This is a genomic window from Agromyces zhanjiangensis (genome assembly GCF_040496055.1).
Lineage (GTDB): Bacteria > Actinomycetota > Actinomycetes > Actinomycetales > Microbacteriaceae > Agromyces > Agromyces zhanjiangensis.
Window position 1 is genome coordinate 175,891 of record NZ_JBEPKB010000001.1, and the last position, 16,054, is coordinate 191,944.

Here is a 16,054-nt window from a genome sequence, read left to right on the forward strand (position 1 = left end):
ATCGGCGCATGCGCGCGCGATAGCGTGGCCGTGCACGCGACGGAGCGACGAGGAGAGCGATGAGCACGGAGTCCATGCCGAGAACGGTGATCTGGTGGGGCGTCGCCATCGCGTCGGCCGGTGGCGCGCTCGTCGCGGCCGCGCCGCACGCGCTCACGGCCTGGTGGGGCGTGAACACGGCGGAGTGGAGCGCGGCCACCGTCGTGGTCGAGTTCGTCCTCGCGATCGCGCGGACGACGCTCGCACCGCTCGGCGCCGCACTCATCGCCGCCGGGCTCGTGATGCTCTACGTCGACCGTCGCCTCCGCGGCGACCGGATCGCCGACCGACCGCACCGCTGGCGCTTCCCGAGCGCCGAGGAGGCCGAGCGGTGATGGGTGCGTCGAACCCGGGAGACGGTGCTCGCGCCGTCCTGCACGGCGCGTTCGAGCTGCCGCTGTCGCGACGCGAGGCGTTCCGGCTCTTCACCGCGCGCGGCGAGGAGCTCTGGGTGCCCGGATGGGCGCCCCGGTTCTTCGTCGAGGGTGCGGACGACCTCGAGGTCGGCACCGTGTGGCAGACGAGCGGCGACGACGGCCGCCCGACGACCTGGGTGGTCCTCGACTGCGAACCGGGCCGGTCGGTACGGTACGCGCGGGTCGCCGAGGGCTGGACCGCGGGCACCGTGACGGTCGATCTCGCCGACGCCGACGACGGGTGCCTCGTGCGGGTCACGTACGACCTGACGGCGCTGACGCCGGATGCCGGAGCCGACCTCGCTCGATTCGCCGACGGCTATACGGACTACCTCGGGGAGTGGCGCACGACGATCCTCGACCACGTGGCGTCCGGCGGCGCGATGCCCGATCCCGTCTGAGCCGACCCGGCCCCGGCGTGCGGCCCGCGCGACCATGGGGCAGGTCGGCGCGGACTGCGCCGGCCGCTACGCCTCGATGTCGTCGAGGCGCGCGATCACGACCTCGAGCAGGCGCGCGAGCTCACCGCGCTCGGCGTCGCCGAGGTCCTGCAGCACGTCGGACTCGACGACGTCGGAGCTGCGGATCGCCAGGCTGAACAGCTCCCACCCGCCGTCGGTGAGCCGCACGAGGATCCGCGTGCGGTTCTCGGCGTCGGGCGTCCGCTCGACCAGGCCCCGATCGACGAGCTTGTCGAGCCGATGCGTCATCGACGAGGGTGCGACGTTCGTGAGGTCGGCGAGCTGGCTCGGCGTGAGCGCGCCGCCGTCCTTCGCGAGCGTGGCGACGACCGCCCACTCCCCCGCCGTGACGTCGAGGTCGGCGAGCTGCCTGGCGTACCACTGGTCGAGCTTCTTCGAGAGGCTCTGCACGGCGGTGATCACGCGCTGCACCGACTCCTCGCCGCCCGCGGCCACGTAGGCCGCGACGGCCCTGCGGTGCTGCTCGGCCGCACTCGGCCCGCGTCTCGCCATGCGGGAATTCTCGCACACCTCTTTCGGTTGCTAAGATTTCGATATCGAAATATTCGACACCGAAACCACGTGCAGGCCGCCGTTGTCAACGCGGCGACCGGCCGCGGCATCCCCCATCGATCGCTCGACGATCGACCACGTGAAAGGAAGGTGCGCCCGTGCGCGCGATGCTGCTCGTCCTCGCTTCGAGCATCGGTTCTCTGGGATGGGGCGGGATCCTGCCCTACCAGTACGCCTATGCCGCGGAGACGAGGGACTGGGGCGCACTCGTCGCGGCCGGCGCCGCATCGCTGTTCTCGGTCGGCGCCCTCGTCGCCGCGCCGCTCGCGGGTCGGCTGAGCGACCGGTTCCCGGCGGTCCGGGTCGCCGTCGTCGCCCAGGTGGTCGGTGCCGCTGCGGCGGGGTCGCTCATCATCGCCGACGAGCCCGGCGCCTTCCTCGCGGGCATGCTCGTGTTCGGGATGGGCCTCTCGGCGGCCGCACCCGCGAAGCAGGTGCTCGCGCTGCAGTGGTCCTCGAGCGGCGACCGACGGAAGGTGTTCGCCTACAAGTTCACGGGCGAGGCCCTCGGCATGGCCGCCGGCGCCTTCATCGCCGGGCTGCTCGTCGACCTCGACCGGCACGACGGCCTCGACGTCGGCTTCCTCATGGCCGCCGCCGGGTTCGCCGTGTCGTCCGCCATCATCGCGATCGCCGGTCGCGGCGCCCCGGTGCCGGTCGACTTCGCGAGCGACCCGACCGGCTCGATCGCGGCCGTCGAGGCGCGTTCGCGCGGCATCCTGCGCATCATCTTCGCCACCCCGGCGCTGCGTTGGACCGCGATCGTGACCATCACCCTCGCGCTCGGCTTCTACGCGCAGTTCGAGGCGGGGCTGCCCGCGTACGGCATCACCGTGCTCGGCGTCGACCCGACCGTCATCGGCACCGCGGCAGCCGTGAACTGCCTCGTGATCGTGGCGATCCAGGTCGTCATGGTGCGCCTCACCGCCAAGCGCAGCGCGCCCGTGCTGCTCATGGGCGTCGGCGCGATCTGGGTGATCGCGTGGCTCGGACTGTCGGCGGCGCAGCTCGCCCCCGGCCTCGCCGCGGCGATCTTCGTCATGACCTACGGCGTCTTCGCGGTCGGCGAGACGATCTACAGCCCCGTCCTGAACCCCCTCACCGCATCGCTCGCGCCGAAGGGCATGGTCGGGCAGACGCTCGGCACCATGGCGGCGCTGCAGACCGCGTTCACCGCGGCCGGACCGCTCGTCGCGGGCGTCCTGCTCGGCGCGGGCCTCGTCGACGGGTTCCTCTGGATGCACCTCGGGGTGAGCGTGGTCGCGGTGTTCGCCGCGTGGCGCGTGCACCGCGCGCTCGTCGCGTCGCGGCGCGCGGCGGAGCCGCCGCTGACCCGGCCGATCCCGGTCGCCGGCGGCGTGTGAGCCCGCCTCGGCCGACGGCTAGGACGCGGTGCGCAGCCCGGTGATCCGGATCACGGGCTCGCGCAGTCCGTCGTCGGTGTCCTCGAGCCCGCGTGCGAACTCGAGGTCCGAGACGTCGTAGTGCGTCGCGAGCTTCGAACGGATCGCCGCCTCGTCTCCGTCCGCGCCGATGTCCCTCGGATGCACGACCTCGACGTCGAGCACCCGCCCGTCACCGGCCGTCACCGCGATGGACCATCCCGAGTTCTGCGCGGTGTCGCTCAGGTGCGGCCGCGCGACAGCGTGCAATGTGTTCTCCCCCATGGCTCGACTCTACGACGCCGGCCCCGCTGCAGGCAGGGCGCCCGGGACGATCCCGGGCGCCCCGCGGTGCATCACGCGACGGATGCCGCGGCCGCGCGCCGCGCCACCGACTCCGCCGCGAGCGCCCATCCCCACATCAGCGGGAGCATGGCGCTGCCCATCGAGGTGATCTCGGTGATGACGAAGAAGAACGGCAGCATCGCGATCAGCAACCACGCGGTCGTCCGCGGACGGAACCCCCGCCGCAGGAGCACGATGCCGAGCGGGATGCCGCCGAGCCCGATGACCGCGAAGGCGGTGAGTCCGACCAGGAAGAACATGTCGGTCCACGGCGTGTAGTAGTCCCCGGCGAGCGCGAGCACGAGCAGCCCGTACGCGCCGAGCTGCACGCGCCAGAGCACCCGCTCGGCGCCGAACGGCCCGCGGACGCGATACGCGAGGATCGCCGCAGCCAGGAACGCGAGTCCGACCGGCAGCCAGATCTTGCCGTAGGTCCAGTAGACGAGCGTCGGGTCGCCCCAGTCGAGCAGTGGGCGGAGGGCATCGATCGCGGGCGGCGTCCACGCCGCCACCAGAGGCGACTCGAGGTCCTCGGGGTGCGCGGCGACGCGGCTCAGCGCGTGCAGCTGGCCGGCGACCGTGCCGAACGCGGCCATCGCCCAGGCGATGACGGCGATCAGGCGGGCACGGCGGGCTGAGACGGGTGGGGCGGCGGGCCCCGCCGCGGCGGTGGCCGCGTCGGGTGCGACGGTCGTGGTGCGTTCGCTCATGGTCGATCTCCTCCGATGCTGGTGCGATGACGTGCGGTCGGCGCCGACCGTACGGTCGACCGGATGCCGCGGCGTCGCGCCCCGGCACGAAGCGGGTGGACCACGGGACGAACCGGCGTGTCCTGCCACGGGAGGATGCCCTCGGTGCGCTGCCGGGCGTACCATCCCCTCGTGCAGGCGAGGACCGGGGCCATCGACATCGCGATCGCCGCGATCGTGTGCCTGGTCGCGCAGCTGGATGTCTGGGCCGGCATCGGCACGACGAACGCGGTCGGGCCGGAATGGGCCCGTTCACTCGCATTCGGCTTGGCCGCCGCCCTGCTCGTGTTCCGACGGGCTCACCCGCTCGGCGTGCTCGCCGGCGTGATCGGGGTGTACCTCGTCGAATTCGCGATCGTCGGTTCGCCCGAGGGCAACGCGGTGCTGCTGGCGCCGCTCGTCGCCATCTACACGGTCGGACGGCTCGAGACGATGCCCCGGTCGTTGCTCGGCGTCGCGCTCGGCGTGGTGCTCTGGTTCGGCTGGTCGTGGTTCGACCCGCTGAACGCGACCTTCGCGGACATGCTCGACACCGTCGTATGGCTCGCCCCATGGGTGATCGCCTGGCTCGTCGGGGCGCTCGTCCGCGCCACGGTGCAGGCCCGGGAGCAGCGGCGCGCGGCGCTCGCGCAACGGGAGTCCCGCGCGATCGCGGAGGAGCGCAACCGCATCGCACGCGAGCTCCACGACGTCGTCGGCCACAGCCTCTCGGTGATGACCGTCCAGGCCGCGGCGGTGCGCCGACGACTCACGGCCGACCAGCAGGTCGAGCGGACCGCGCTGGAGGCGGTGGAGTCCGCCGGCCGTGAGGCGCTCACCGAGATGCGCCGGCTCGTCGGCGTGCTGCGGACCGACGAGGCCGCCGACCGCGAACCGGCGCCGGGACTCGGCGACCTCGATCGGCTGGCCGAACGCGTGACCGCGGCCGGGCTCCCGGTCTCGGTGTCGGTGACGGGCGAGGCGCGCGAGCTCCCCGCCGCGCTCGACGTGACCGCGTACCGGCTCGTGCAGGAGGGCCTGACGAACGCGCTGCGACATGCTGGCGGCGCCTCCGCGGCGCGCGTGGACGTCGAGTACGGCGACGCCGCACTGCGTCTTCGGGTGATCGACGACGGCACGGGGCCCGACACGGAGGTCACGCACTCGGACGCGGGCGGAAGCGGCCTCGCGGGCCTGCGCGAGCGCGTGGCGCTGTACGGCGGATCGCTGTTCGCCCGCCCGCACGACGGCGGTGGATTCGAGCTGCTGGCCGAGTTGCCGTTGGAGGCCGCATGACCGGATCCACGCCGTCGAGGCATCCGTCACCGGGCGCCGACGACGCTCGTGGCGACGCCGTCCGCGTGCTCGTCGTCGACGACCAGGCGCTGGTCCGCACCGGCTTCCGGATGATCCTCGAGATCGAGCCCGACCTGGAGGTCGTCGGCGAGGTCGCCGACGGCGAGCAGGCGGTCGAGGCGACGCGCGACCTCCGACCGGACGTCGTGCTCATGGACGTGCGGATGCCGCGCGTCGACGGCATCGAGGCGACGCGCCGCATCGTCGCGGAGCACGGGAGCGCCGTCCGCGTCGTCATGCTCACGACCTTCGACCTCGACGAGTACGTCTACGACGCGCTGCAGGCCGGTGCGAGCGGGTTCCTGCTGAAGGACGTGCAGGCCGAGCTCCTCGTCGCGGGCGTGCGCGCCGTGCACGAGGGCGAATCCCTCCTCGCGCCGAGCGTCACCCGGCGGATGATCGAGACGTTCATGGCGCGGCCCCGGCCGGATGCGGCCTCCGCCCCGGCGCACCTCGTCGCCGCGCTCACGGACCGCGAACGCGACGTGCTCGCGCTCGTCGCCCAGGGGCGCACGAACGGCGAGATCGCCGCCGACCTGTTCATCTCGGAGACGACGGTGAAGACGCACGTGGGTCGGCTGCTGGCGAAGCTCGGCGCGCGTGACCGCGTGCACGCGGTGATCATCGCGTACGAGGCCGGACTGACCGGAGGCGTCCCGCGCCGCGACTGACCCGGCGGGCGGCGGACGTGCGCGAGGCACGTACCGGCAGGGCACCCCTCCCGCCGCCGGATGCGCCTACCGTGGTCCACGACAGCGCCGCGCGCGACCGCGCAGGCGCGCCGACCGAGAGGATGCCGCGATGATCGCATGGAACCCCGGCGACCTCGATTCGCTCGAGCGCACCTCGGAGATCCGCGTGGCGGGACGACGCACGGACGGCTCGCTCCCGACCCCGACGACCGTCTGGGGCGTCGTGGTCGACGGCGCACTGTACCTGCGCTCGTACAAGGGGCCGGACGGCCGGTGGTATCGAGCCGCCAGGCGACACGACGAGGGCGCGATCACCTGGGGCGGCAGGACGGTCGACGTCTCGTTCGTGCCCGACGCCTCCAAGGACGCGGAGATCGACGCCGCCTACCTCGCGAAGTACGGCAACGGCAGTGCGACGCAGGCGATGATCACGAGCCCGGCCACCGAGACGACGCTGCGCGTCGAGCCGCGCTGATCGGGCCGCCCCGCGGGCCCTCGTGCCGTTGCGGCATCCGGGCCGCTCTGGCAGGGTGTGCGCCGGGGATGCCGAGGGGGCGAGGCGACGTGGTCACCGTACGAGAAGCGACGTTCCAACTGTTCCGCGACCTGGGCCTGAGGACCGTCTTCGGCAATCCGGGCTCGACCGAGGAGACCTTCCTCAAGGACTTCCCGTCCGACTTCACCTACGTGCAGACGCTCGCCGAGGCCGCCGCCGTCGGTGCGGCCGACGGGTTCGCGCAGGCGACGCGCGCGCCGACGCTCGTCAACGTGCACACGTCGGCGGGCCTGTCGAACGGGATGTCGAACATCCTGACCGCGTTCATGAACCGCACGCCGCTCATCGTGACGGCAGGCAACCAGACGCGCGACATGCTGCTGATGGAGCCGTGGCTGACGAACATCGAGCCGTCGGTGCTGCCCAAGCCGTGGGTCAAGTGGAGCTACGAGCCGGTGCGGGCCGGTGACGTCCCGGCCGCCTTCATGCGGGCGTACGCGATCGCGACCCAGCCGCCGCAGGGCCCGGTCTTCCTCTCGATCCCGCTGGACGACTGGGATCGGGAGGCCGACGGTCCCGCGGTCGTCCGCCGCGTCGCGAACCGGATCGCGCCCGATCCGGCGCGCATCGCGGAGTTCGCGGTCCGTCTGTCGTCGGCGGAGCATCCGGCCCTGATCCTCGGCGCCTCGGTCGCCCGCGAACAGGGGTGGGACCAGGCCGTCACGCTCGCCGAACGGCTGAACGCCACGGTCTGGGCGGCACCGGCTTCGGAGCGGGCACCGTTCCCCGAGCACCACCCGCTGTACGCGGGCGGCCTGCCGTTCGCGATCGGCCCGCTCGCCGAGAAGCTCGCCGGGCACGACGTCGCGATCGTGATCGGCGCGCCCGTCTTCCGCTACTACCCGTACGTCGCTGGGTCGTACCTTCCCGACGGCCTCCAGCTCCTGCACGTCTCGGACGATCCGGCGGAGACCGCGAAGGCTCCGGTCGGCGACAGCCTGATCGGCGATCCGCTGCTCGCGATGCAGGCGCTGACGGAGATCATCGAGGCCCGCCCGGCGCCGATGCGCACGGTCGAGATGCTGCCGCACCGGATGGCGCCGACCCCGGTCTCCGCGGACGCCGAGCAGGAGGCGCCCGAGGGCGTCCTCACCCCGCTGCAGCTGTTCCGCATCCTCAGGGATGCGACTCCGCCCGACACCGTGCTCGTCGAGGAGTCCCCGTCGAACCTCGCCGAGCTCCACGCCGCGTGGCCTGTCGAGGTCCCGGACACGTTCTTCACGTTCGCCTCGGGCAGCCTCGGGTGGAACCTGCCGGCCTCCGTGGGCATCGCGCTCGCGGAGCGCAGGACCGGTCGCAACCGCCCGGTGCTCGCCGTGATGGGCGACGGCTCGCTGCAGTACTCCATCCAGGCGCTCTGGACGGCGGCGCAGCACGATGCGCACCTGATCGTCGTCGTGCCTCGCAACGGCGAGTACGCGATCCTCAAGTCGTTCGCGGAACTCGAGGAGACCCCCGGCGTGCCGGGCCTCGAGATCCCGGGGCTCGACATCGTCTCGCTGGCGAAGGGCTACGGATGCCGCGGCGTCGAGGCCGGGACGGACGACGAGGTGCGCTCGGCGCTCGCGCACGCGCTCGAGCACGGCGGCACCTCGGTCATCGTCGTCCCGGTCACGCCGACGGTGCCGTCGCTGCTCTGACGCGCGGCGGCGGTCACCTCGTGATCGCTGCGGCCGGCGCCGCCGTGCTGTCGCGCACGACGAGGCTCGTCGCGAGGTCCATGCGCGGCGTCGGCGCGCCCGGATCGAGCGGCTCCTCGGCGAGGCGGATGGCGAGGCGTGCCGCCTCCTCCCCCATGCGCCGCAGCGGCTGGTGGACGGTCGTGAGCTTGGGCGTGAGCCAGCGCGCGAGCGGGATGTCGTCGTACCCGACGACCGAGAGGTCCTCGGGTACGCGGATGCCGCGCTCGCGCGCGGCCTCGAGCACGCCGAGCGCCTGCATGTCGCTGCCGGCGAAGATCGCCGTCGGACGGTCGTCGCGATCGAGGAGCTCGCGGGCCCGGTCGCGGCCGCCGGACACGTGGAAGTCGCCGAAGCGGATCCACTCCTCGTCGACCGGGAGCCCGGCCGAGTTCATCGCGGAACGGTAGCCGTCGATGCGCGCGAGCGAGCACATCATGTCGCCCGGTCCGGTGATCGCGGCGACCCGCCGGTGGCCGAGCTCGATGAGGTGCCGCGTCGCGGCCAGGCCGCCTGACCAGTTCGCCGAGCCGACCGACGGCACGTCGGGCGACGGGTCGCCGGCGGGGTCGACGATGACGAACGGGATGGCACGCGAGTGGAGCTGCTCGTGGTACTCGGGCGCCAGGTCGCTGAAGACGAGCACGACTCCGACGGGCCGCCGACGCATGACGCCCTCGACCCAGTCGGGGTCGGGCGAGTGGCGGGTGCCGCTCACGGTCAGCACGACGCTCAGCCCGTGCTCCTTCGCCACCGACTCGACGCCGTCGATGACCTCCATCGACCAGATCGGGTCGAGCTCGTGGAAGACGAGCTCGATGAGTTCGGCGCGCGCCTCCGAGCGCCCGCCCCCGCGACGTCGGTACCCGCGCTCGGCGAGCACGTGCTCGACGCGCGCGCGGGTCGCGGCCGCGACGTCCGACCGGCCGTTCAGCACCTTCGAGATCGTCGCGAGCGAGACGCCCGCCTCGGCGGCGATGTCGGCGAGCGTGACGCGCTCGGGCGCGGCATCCGTTGTCATGTTTCGAATCCTAGTCTCGAAACTTACGGAAAGCACTCAGCCGCGCACCTCGCCGACCGCGCCGTCGTCGCCGACCACCGGGATGACCGCGCCGCCCCGGATCCACAGCGGGACCGTGTCGAACCCGTGGCGCTCGCGGCGCCATCCGCCGCCCTCGACGACCTCGCGCGTGAACCAGTTCGTCCAGCGCCCGCCGGGCAGGTAGAACTCGACCTCGCCCGTCGCCGAGAACACCGGCGCGACGAGCAGGTCGGGGCCGAGCAGGTACTGACGGTCGAGGTGGGCCACCGCTGGGTCGCCCGGGAACGCGAGCTGCATGGGCCGCATGATCGGCGTGCCGCTCCGGTGCGCCTCCTCGCCGGCCGCGACGAGGTACGGGCGCAGCGAGGCCTTCAGCGTCGCGAAGGTGCGGGCGACCTCGACTGCGCTCTGTCCCGGCGCCTCGTCGCCCGCGTCGAACGCCCACGGCACGCGATAGCTCGTCGACCCGTGGAGCCGCGAGTGGCTCGAGAGCAGGCCGAATGCGAGCCACCGCTTGAAGACCGCGGGGTCGGGGCTGCCCTCGAACCCGCCGATGTCGTGGCTCCAGTAGCCGAACCCGGTGAGCGCGAGCGAGAGTCCCCCGCGGAGGCTCTCGGCCATCGACGTGAACGTCGAGGAGTTGTCGCCGCCCCAGTGCACGGGCATCGACTGGCCGCCGGCCGTCGCCGAGCGCGCGAAGAGCACCGCCTCACCGGCGCCGCGCTCCGCCTCGAGCACGTCGAAGACGGCCCGGTTGTACAGGTCGGTGTACCGGTGGTGCATCGCCTCCGGGTCGCTTCCGTCGTGCCAGACCACGTCGATCGGGATCCGCTCGCCGAAGTCGGTCTTGATCGCGTCGACGCCCTGCGCGATGAGACCCCGCAGGTGTTCCTGGAACCATCGCGTCGCCTCGGGGTTCGTGAAGTCGACGAGCGCCATGCCCGCCTGCCAGAGGTCCCACTGCCACACCGAGCCATCCGCTCGCCGCACGAGGTAGCCGTGCTCGAGCCCCTCACGGAACAGCTGCGACCGCTGCGCGATGTAGGGATTGAGCCAGGCGCTCACCCGGAGGCCTCGATCGTGCAGCCGGCCGAGCATCCCCTCGGGGTCGGGGAAGACGGCGGGGTCCCACTGGAAGTCGGTCCAGTGGAACTCGCGCATCCAGAAGCAGTCGAAGTGGAACACCTCGAGCGGGATGTCGCGCTCGGCCATGCCGTCGATGAAGGCGTTCACCGTCGCCTCGTCGTAGTCGGTCGTGAAGCTCGTCGAGAGCCACAGGCCGTACGACCAGTCGGGCACGCGCGCCGGACGGCCCGTCAAGCGCGTGTAGCGGTCGAGCACGTCGGCCGGCGTCGGGCCGGCGATGACGAAGTACTCCAGGCACTCCCCCGCGACCGAGAACTGCACCTGCTCGACGGCCTCCGAGCCGACCTCGAACGAGACGTGGCCCGCGTGGTTCACGAGCACGCCGTAGCCGCGGTTCGTGAGGTAGAACGGCACGTTCTTGTACGACTGCTCGCTCGACGTGCCGCCGTCGGCGTTCCAGATGTCGACCGTCTGGCCGTTCTTCACGAGCGGCCCGAACCGCTCGCCGAGCCCGTAGACGAGCTCGCCGACGCCGAGCGAGAGCTGGGTGTGCAGGTAGGCGGACGCCTCGGCGAGGCCCGTCATCGTGATGCCCGTCACGCCCGTCGGCTCGGCCGCGACGGGAGCCCCCGGCGCGAGCTTCAGGTACCCGACCGACTTGTGGCCGCTGCTCGTGAGCGTCGTGCCCGCGGCATCCTCGAACGTCAGCTCCCACGGGGCGCCGCGGCGGACCCGGGCGCGAAGCGAGCCCGCGTCGACCTCTCCGCCGTCGTCGTCGATCTCGAGCTGCGCGCGGTAGGCGTCATCCGTCGCGATCTCGAACCCCACGTCGCGCGGCGTGCCGCAGTGGTGCTCGACCCGCACCCGGATCACGCCCTCCGCGACGCTCGCGAGCGAGACCGTCAGCATGGGCCGGTTGAGGGTGTCGCCGCGCGCGGTGATCACCCGCGTGGGCGCCCAGACGACCAGCTCGTCGCGGCCGTCCGCCCCGCGCTCGACCGCGAGGTCGCGCGCCTCCTGCGCGTACAGCGCCTCGACGCCGGGGCGCACGTGCCAGAACCCGTCGGTGAACTTCATTACTTGACCGCCCCTGCCGTGATGCCCCTCGTGAGGGTGCGCTGGAAGATGAGGAAGAAGACGAGCGTCGGGATGAGCCCGAGCAGGGCCGACGCGCTCGTCGTGGTGACGTCCATGAGCCGGTCGCCCTGCAGCACCGTGATGGCCACGGGCACCGTCTGGGTCGCGTTCGACACGAGGAACGTCAGCGGGATCAGGAACTCGTTCCACGTCCAGATGAAGAAGAAGATGAGCAGCACCGACAGCGTCGGTCGCGAGATCGGGTAGACCACGCGCCAGAGGATCTGCCAGCGCGAGGCGCCGTCGAGCGACGCGGCCTCGAGCAGCTCCTTCGGGAACGTGCCGTACACCGAGGCGAGCAGGTACGTGCCGAACGCCGACTGGATCACCGTGAAGATGATGATGACCGCCCATTGGCTGTCGTACAGCCCCGCCTCCTTGAACATGAAGTACAGCGGGTAGAGCAGCACCTCCTGCGGCAGCATGTTCGCCAGCAGGATGAGCACGACGATCCAGAGCCGGCCCTTCACGCGTCCGATGCCGAGCGCGAACGCGTTGAACATCGAGATGAGCACCGCGAACACAGCGACGAGGCCCGAGATGAACACGGAGTTCCAGAGCTTCTCGGGGAAGTTCACGCGCTCCCAGAACGCGACGATGCCGTCGACGTAGAACTCGGTCGGCAGGGCCAGCGGGCCCGACGTGTTGTAGTCGGCCGGCGACTTGAACGAATTGACCAGGATCAGCAGGAACGGCACGGCGATGAAGAAGCCGAGCACGATCGCGACGACGAGCACGAGCCAGTCGCCCGGCTTCCGGCGGTTCGGGCCACGGCCCCGGCGCGAGCGGCGGCCCGTGTTCGGCACCCGGCGGCGCGGCCGGCGCGCTCGCCCGGTGCTGGGGTCGGGCGCGGCATCCGTCGGCAGTTCGACGTCGCGGCGCTCGGGGTCGAGCTCCTCGATGATGGTGCTCATCGCTCGGCCTCCTTCTTCTCCAAGCGGTGCTGGGCGAGGATGAACAGCACGCTGACCGCGGCGATCACGACCGTGAGCGCGGTCGCGATCGTGGCGCCGTACCCGACCTGCTGAGACTGGAAGAACTCGCTGTACGCGTAGTACGCGGGCACGATCGTCGAGGTGCCCGGCCCGCCGCCGGTGAGGGCGTAGACGGGACCGAACACCTTCAGCGCCGCGATCGTGCAGGTCAGGGTGACGACGAAGATCTCGGGGCGGATCATGCCGAGGGTGATCGCGCGGAACCGCTGGAACCAGTTCGCCCCGTCGAGCTCGGCGGCCTCGTACAGTTCGGGATCGACCCGCTGCAGCGCGGCCATGAAGATGACGATCGGGTAGCCGAGCTGGACCCAGACCATGATGACCATGAGGCTCGGCAGCGCGGTGTCGGGGCTGCCCAGCCAGTTGTGGGCGAGGTCGCCGAGGCCGATCGCCTCGAGCACCTGGTTGAGCGCGCCGTTCTGCGGTCGGAGGATCCAGCCGATGACGATCGCCGCGATCACGGCGGGCAGGATCTGCGGCAGGTAGTACGTCGCGCGCAGGAAGCTCGCGAGCCGGCCGCCGAACTTGCGGCCGATCAGGTCGAACAGCATCGCCGCGAGCAGCAGGCCGAGGAGCGTCGGCGCGATGACCATGGCGAGGATCATCGCGATCGAGTTGCCGAAGCTCGTCCAGAAGACGCGATCGCCCATGAGCTCGACCCAGTTCTCGAGGCCGATCCACTCGGGCGGGCGGATGCCGCGGTACTCGGTGAACGTGAGGTAGACGTTCCAGACGAGCGGGACGACGACGATCACGGCGAGGAGCGCGAGGCCGGGCACGAGGTAGAGCCAGTAGGTGCCGCGGCGGGCGCCGGGGATCAGGCCGTCCGCCGGCCCGGCGGGGCGACGCGACCTGCGGCGGCCGCCTGCGGCATCCGTCGCCTCGATCGTCGTGGCGGCCCTGGTGTCGAGGGCTGACATGGGTGGTTCCTTCCGGTGGTCCGGGCGGGCCGCGCTGCGGCCCGGGACGGGGCGTTGCCCCGAGGGGCGGATGCCGCGGCGCACGCACTCGCCGCGGCATCCGAGCCGGTCAGCCGACGATGTCGTCGACGCCCGACTGGTACTGCTCACCGAGCTGCTGCTGCACCTCGGACGGGGACTTGGTGCCGTTGACGAGCTCCTGGAGCCCGGCGTTCAGCTCGTCGTAGAAGGTCGGCGTGGGCCAGTCGGGGTAGAACGAGATGCCGTCCATGTCGTTCAGCGCGTTGAAGTTCGCGATGAGCTCCTGCGACTTCTCGTCGGTGATGTCGGCCTCGTCGGCCGCGACGGGCACGCCGCCGTTGTTGCCGAGCAGCGCCTGGATCTCGGGGCGCATCGTGATGTCGATGAACTCGTAGGCGAGTTCCTTGTTCTTCGCCCGCTCGGGCACGACCCACATGTTGCCCGCGGATCCCGGCGACAGCTCGGCCTCGGGGAAGAGGAACGTGCCCCACTCGAAGTCGGTGATCTCGTTCACGAAGCGGCCGTACCACCAGCTGCCGGAGTAGAAGATCGGGGCGTCCCCGCTGATGAAGCCCACGCCGGCGTCCTCGGCCTTGAGGCCGGAGGCATCCGTCGAGATGTAGCCCGCGTCGACCCAGTCCTTCACGGTCTCGGTCGCGGTCGAGATCTCGTCGCCCGACCAGTCGATCGGGTTCTCGTAGAGCTGGTAGTCGTCGACGAACTGCCGGTCGGCCTCGCTCAGCGCGAGCTGGTACCAGAGCTGGCCGAGCGGGTACTCGGCGGCGGACTCGGCGAGCGGGGTGACACCCTGGTCGGCGAACGTCGCCATCACGTCCTCGAACTCGGCGAGCGTGGTCGGCACCTCGACGCCGGCCTCGGCGAACGCGTCCTTGTTGTAGTAGACCTGCACGAACTCGCCGTAGTTGGGCACGCCGTACCAGCTGCCCGAGCCCATGACGCCGTCCTCGTCGTACTTCGCGGTCGTCTGGAGCGCGGGCGCCAGCCGGTCGCCCCAGCCGTACTCGTCGACGACGTCGTCGAGCGGCGTGAGCAGGCCCTCGCTCGAGAGCAGGCCCGCGGTCGCGTTGCCCTTGTTGTACTCGAGCAGGTCGGGCGCCTCGTCGGAGTTCAGCACCTGGCTGGCCGTCGAGCGGATCTGCTCGAAGCTCTTCTCCTCGAACTCGACCGTCGCTCCGGTCTCCTCCTCGAAGACCTCGATCGCCTCGGCCCAGGCGATGCCCATGGCCGAGTCGGCGCCCTCGTAGTGCCAGAGGCGGAGGACGTTCTCGTCGCCCCCCGCGTCGCTGCCGGAGCAGCCGCTGAGGGCGAGGGCCGCGACGGCGACCGAGGCCGCGACGGCGAGGGTTCTGGTGTGCTTCATTGCTACCTCCTGGTGTGGGTGGTGCGGTTCCCGGCGGGGATGGTGGGTGCCGGGGGTGTGCGGTGGTGGTGGGTGTCGGGTCGGGTCGAAACGAGCTGTCGAAGCGCTTCGATGACGAGCGAACGGATGCCGCGTGGCCGAGGTGGGCTCGTCAGTCGGAGGCGCCCGGGGGCGGCGCGGTCGAGCCGTGCGCCCGGTACTCGGGGGCGATCAGGTGGACGGCCGCCGGGACCTCGCCACCGTCGACCATGCGCATGGCGAGCTCGACGGCGAGCTCGCACGACGCGCTCGGCACGAGCGGGACGGAGTCGATCGGCGGATGGAAGGCGGACGTGTCGAAGGTCGCTCCGACGGAGACGACGGACACGTCCTCGGGCACGCGACGGCCGAGCGTCGCGAGTTCGTCGAGCGCGACCGCATGGCTCGCGTCGTCGCAGTGCAGCACGAGCGCGGTCGCGCCCGCCTCGACGAGGCCGCGAACGGCGTCGCGGACCGGCGAGCGGCGCGGGCCGTCGGCCTCGGGCAGGACGGTGGTGCAGTCCAGGCCCCGCTCGGCGGCACGGGCCTCGAGCCCGCGGCGCACGCGCGGCGGGAAGTTCGACATCTCGTACGCGGTCGGCGGGTGCCCGACGAAGCCGATCGACCGGTGGCCCAGGTCGGCCAGTCGATCGACCGCCAGCGCCGCGGCGGCCTCGAAGTCGAGGTCGACGCAGACGAGGCCCTCGTGGTCGTCGGGCACGCCGATGAACACGGTGGGCAGCGCGATGCGCCGGGCCAGGTCGACGCGCTCGTCGTCGGGTGCGACGTCGAGCACGAGCACGCCGTCGGCGAGCCCGCTCGACGCGACCCGGCGCATGCCGGCCGACGCCTCCTCCTCCGTGAGGAGCAGGATGTCGTACTCGTACCGGCGTGCGGCGATGGAGGTCGCGAGCACGAACGCCATGTGCGCGGGCGCATGGGTGTCGGCTCGGAACGGCTCGGTGAGCGCGAAGATCTGCGTCCGGCGACCGGCGAGCATGCGAGCACCGGCGTTCGGCCGGTAGTCGAGCGCGAGCGCCGCCTCCTCGATGCGCCGACGGGTGTCGGGCGAGATCGATCGCTTGCCGCTCAGCGCGTACGACACGGTGCTGATGGACACGCCGGCGGCCTCGGCCACCTCATGGATCTTCGCCATGTCGACTCCATCGTCTCGAAGCGTTTCGACTGATTGCGATGGGACTCTACGCAGGTGTCGAAGCGTTTCGC

The 16,054-nt window shown here is 71.8% G+C and carries 16 protein-coding genes; 7 read left to right on the forward strand and 9 right to left on the reverse strand.

What is annotated here, in order from left to right; genetic code table 11:
* Window positions 1-59 precede the first annotated feature (59 nt).
* The gene (locus tag ABME02_RS00805) at window positions 60-374 is read left to right on the forward strand and encodes a hypothetical protein (RefSeq protein WP_353813360.1); all 315 of its coding nucleotides are present in this window, start codon (window positions 60-62) and stop codon (window positions 372-374) included.
* Complete coding sequence (locus ABME02_RS00810; protein WP_353813361.1) at window positions 374-856, forward strand: SRPBCC family protein; 483 nt, start codon at window positions 374-376, stop codon at window positions 854-856. Before ABME02_RS00805 ends, ABME02_RS00810 begins: the two co-directional genes overlap by 1 nt.
* A 66-nt stretch (window positions 857-922) precedes the next feature.
* Here the strand turns inward: ABME02_RS00810 and ABME02_RS00815 are convergent, their stop codons facing one another.
* Window positions 923-1,429, reverse strand: coding sequence for a MarR family winged helix-turn-helix transcriptional regulator (locus ABME02_RS00815; protein ID WP_154347045.1), 507 nt, complete (start codon window positions 1,427-1,429; stop codon window positions 923-925).
* 167 nt (window positions 1,430-1,596) lie between these two features.
* Between ABME02_RS00815 and ABME02_RS00820 the strand changes: the two genes are divergently transcribed.
* Window positions 1,597-2,853: an MFS transporter gene (locus ABME02_RS00820; protein WP_353813817.1), complete on the forward strand. Its 1,257-nt coding sequence runs from the start codon at window positions 1,597-1,599 to the stop codon at window positions 2,851-2,853.
* Between the two features lie 18 nt (window positions 2,854-2,871).
* Here ABME02_RS00820 and ABME02_RS00825 read toward each other — a convergent pair whose 3' ends face one another.
* Together ABME02_RS00825 and ABME02_RS00830 are read right to left on the reverse strand one after the other, a co-directional pair.
* Window positions 2,872-3,156 (reverse strand): hypothetical protein, encoded by a 285-nt coding sequence (locus ABME02_RS00825; protein ID WP_353813362.1) that lies wholly within the window; start codon window positions 3,154-3,156, stop codon window positions 2,872-2,874.
* 71 nt (window positions 3,157-3,227) lie between these two features.
* Window positions 3,228-3,926 carry a hypothetical protein gene (locus ABME02_RS00830; protein ID WP_353813363.1) on the reverse strand — a complete coding sequence of 233 codons (699 nt, stop codon included), beginning with the start codon at window positions 3,924-3,926 and terminating at the stop codon, window positions 3,228-3,230.
* Between the two features lie 171 nt (window positions 3,927-4,097).
* On the opposite strand from ABME02_RS00830, the gene ABME02_RS00835 reads away from it, so the two are divergent.
* The 4 genes from ABME02_RS00835 to mdlC all read left to right on the forward strand — a co-directional run bounded on the left by ABME02_RS00835 (window position 4,098) and on the right by mdlC (window position 8,188).
* Complete coding sequence (locus ABME02_RS00835) at window positions 4,098-5,240, forward strand: sensor histidine kinase (RefSeq protein ID WP_353813364.1); 1,143 nt, start codon at window positions 4,098-4,100, stop codon at window positions 5,238-5,240.
* Window positions 5,237-5,971, forward strand: coding sequence for a response regulator (locus ABME02_RS00840; RefSeq protein ID WP_353813365.1), 735 nt, complete (start codon window positions 5,237-5,239; stop codon window positions 5,969-5,971). Before ABME02_RS00835 ends, ABME02_RS00840 begins: the two co-directional genes overlap by 4 nt.
* A 130-nt stretch (window positions 5,972-6,101) precedes the next feature.
* Window positions 6,102-6,467 (forward strand): DUF2255 family protein, encoded by a 366-nt coding sequence (locus tag ABME02_RS00845; protein WP_353813366.1) that lies wholly within the window; start codon window positions 6,102-6,104, stop codon window positions 6,465-6,467.
* An 89-nt stretch (window positions 6,468-6,556) separates the two neighbouring features.
* Window positions 6,557-8,188 carry a benzoylformate decarboxylase gene (gene mdlC / locus ABME02_RS00850; RefSeq protein WP_353813367.1) on the forward strand — a complete coding sequence of 544 codons (1,632 nt, stop codon included), beginning with the start codon at window positions 6,557-6,559 and terminating at the stop codon, window positions 8,186-8,188.
* Between the two features lie 13 nt (window positions 8,189-8,201).
* On the opposite strand, the gene ABME02_RS00855 is transcribed toward mdlC, so the two are convergent.
* From ABME02_RS00855 to ABME02_RS00880, 6 genes are all read right to left on the reverse strand, one after another.
* Entirely contained in the window at window positions 8,202-9,248 is a 1,047-nt protein-coding gene (locus ABME02_RS00855; protein ID WP_353813368.1) for a LacI family DNA-binding transcriptional regulator, read from the reverse strand.
* Window positions 9,249-9,284: 36 nt separating this feature from the next.
* Window positions 9,285-11,432 (reverse strand): alpha-xylosidase, encoded by a 2,148-nt coding sequence (gene yicI, locus ABME02_RS00860; RefSeq protein ID WP_353813369.1) that lies wholly within the window; start codon window positions 11,430-11,432, stop codon window positions 9,285-9,287.
* On the reverse strand, window positions 11,432-12,406 hold the full coding sequence (locus ABME02_RS00865; protein ID WP_353813370.1) for a carbohydrate ABC transporter permease: 975 nt from the start codon (window positions 12,404-12,406) through the stop codon (window positions 11,432-11,434). Before ABME02_RS00865 ends, yicI begins: the two co-directional genes overlap by 1 nt.
* Entirely contained in the window at window positions 12,403-13,407 is a 1,005-nt protein-coding gene (locus ABME02_RS00870; RefSeq protein WP_353813371.1) for a carbohydrate ABC transporter permease, read from the reverse strand. The genes ABME02_RS00865 and ABME02_RS00870 overlap by 4 nt, the downstream gene beginning before the upstream one ends.
* Before the next feature lie 109 nt (window positions 13,408-13,516).
* On the reverse strand, window positions 13,517-14,809 hold the full coding sequence (locus ABME02_RS00875; protein WP_353813372.1) for an ABC transporter substrate-binding protein: 1,293 nt from the start codon (window positions 14,807-14,809) through the stop codon (window positions 13,517-13,519).
* Window positions 14,810-14,960: 151 nt separating this feature from the next.
* The gene (locus ABME02_RS00880; protein WP_353813373.1) at window positions 14,961-15,983 is read right to left on the reverse strand and encodes a LacI family DNA-binding transcriptional regulator; all 1,023 of its coding nucleotides are present in this window, start codon (window positions 15,981-15,983) and stop codon (window positions 14,961-14,963) included.
* Window positions 15,984-16,054 lie beyond the last annotated feature (71 nt).

What these genes read in the sequence shown, in the direction of transcription:
- ABME02_RS00815 (WP_154347045.1), bottom strand. Translation starts at nt 1,429, where the DNA reads ATGGCGAGACGCGGGCCGAGTGCGGCCGAGCAGCACCGCAGGGCCGTC.
- ABME02_RS00855 (WP_353813368.1), bottom strand. Translation starts at nt 9,248, where the DNA reads ATGACAACGGATGCCGCGCCCGAGCGCGTCACGCTCGCCGACATCGCC.
- ABME02_RS00840 (WP_353813365.1), top strand. Translation starts at nt 5,237, where the DNA reads ATGACCGGATCCACGCCGTCGAGGCATCCGTCACCGGGCGCCGACGAC.
- ABME02_RS00810 (WP_353813361.1), top strand. Translation starts at nt 374, where the DNA reads ATGGGTGCGTCGAACCCGGGAGACGGTGCTCGCGCCGTCCTGCACGGC.
- ABME02_RS00820 (WP_353813817.1), top strand. Translation starts at nt 1,597, where the DNA reads ATGCTGCTCGTCCTCGCTTCGAGCATCGGTTCTCTGGGATGGGGCGGG.
- ABME02_RS00865 (WP_353813370.1), bottom strand. Translation starts at nt 12,406, where the DNA reads ATGAGCACCATCATCGAGGAGCTCGACCCCGAGCGCCGCGACGTCGAA.
- ABME02_RS00880 (WP_353813373.1), bottom strand. Translation starts at nt 15,983, where the DNA reads ATGGCGAAGATCCATGAGGTGGCCGAGGCCGCCGGCGTGTCCATCAGC.
- ABME02_RS00875 (WP_353813372.1), bottom strand. Translation starts at nt 14,809, where the DNA reads ATGAAGCACACCAGAACCCTCGCCGTCGCGGCCTCGGTCGCCGTCGCG.
- yicI (WP_353813369.1), bottom strand. Translation starts at nt 11,432, where the DNA reads ATGAAGTTCACCGACGGGTTCTGGCACGTGCGCCCCGGCGTCGAGGCG.
- ABME02_RS00845 (WP_353813366.1), top strand. Translation starts at nt 6,102, where the DNA reads ATGATCGCATGGAACCCCGGCGACCTCGATTCGCTCGAGCGCACCTCG.
- ABME02_RS00825 (WP_353813362.1), bottom strand. Translation starts at nt 3,156, where the DNA reads ATGGGGGAGAACACATTGCACGCTGTCGCGCGGCCGCACCTGAGCGAC.
- ABME02_RS00830 (WP_353813363.1), bottom strand. Translation starts at nt 3,926, where the DNA reads ATGAGCGAACGCACCACGACCGTCGCACCCGACGCGGCCACCGCCGCG.
- ABME02_RS00805 (WP_353813360.1), top strand. Translation starts at nt 60, where the DNA reads ATGAGCACGGAGTCCATGCCGAGAACGGTGATCTGGTGGGGCGTCGCC.
- ABME02_RS00870 (WP_353813371.1), bottom strand. Translation starts at nt 13,407, where the DNA reads ATGTCAGCCCTCGACACCAGGGCCGCCACGACGATCGAGGCGACGGAT.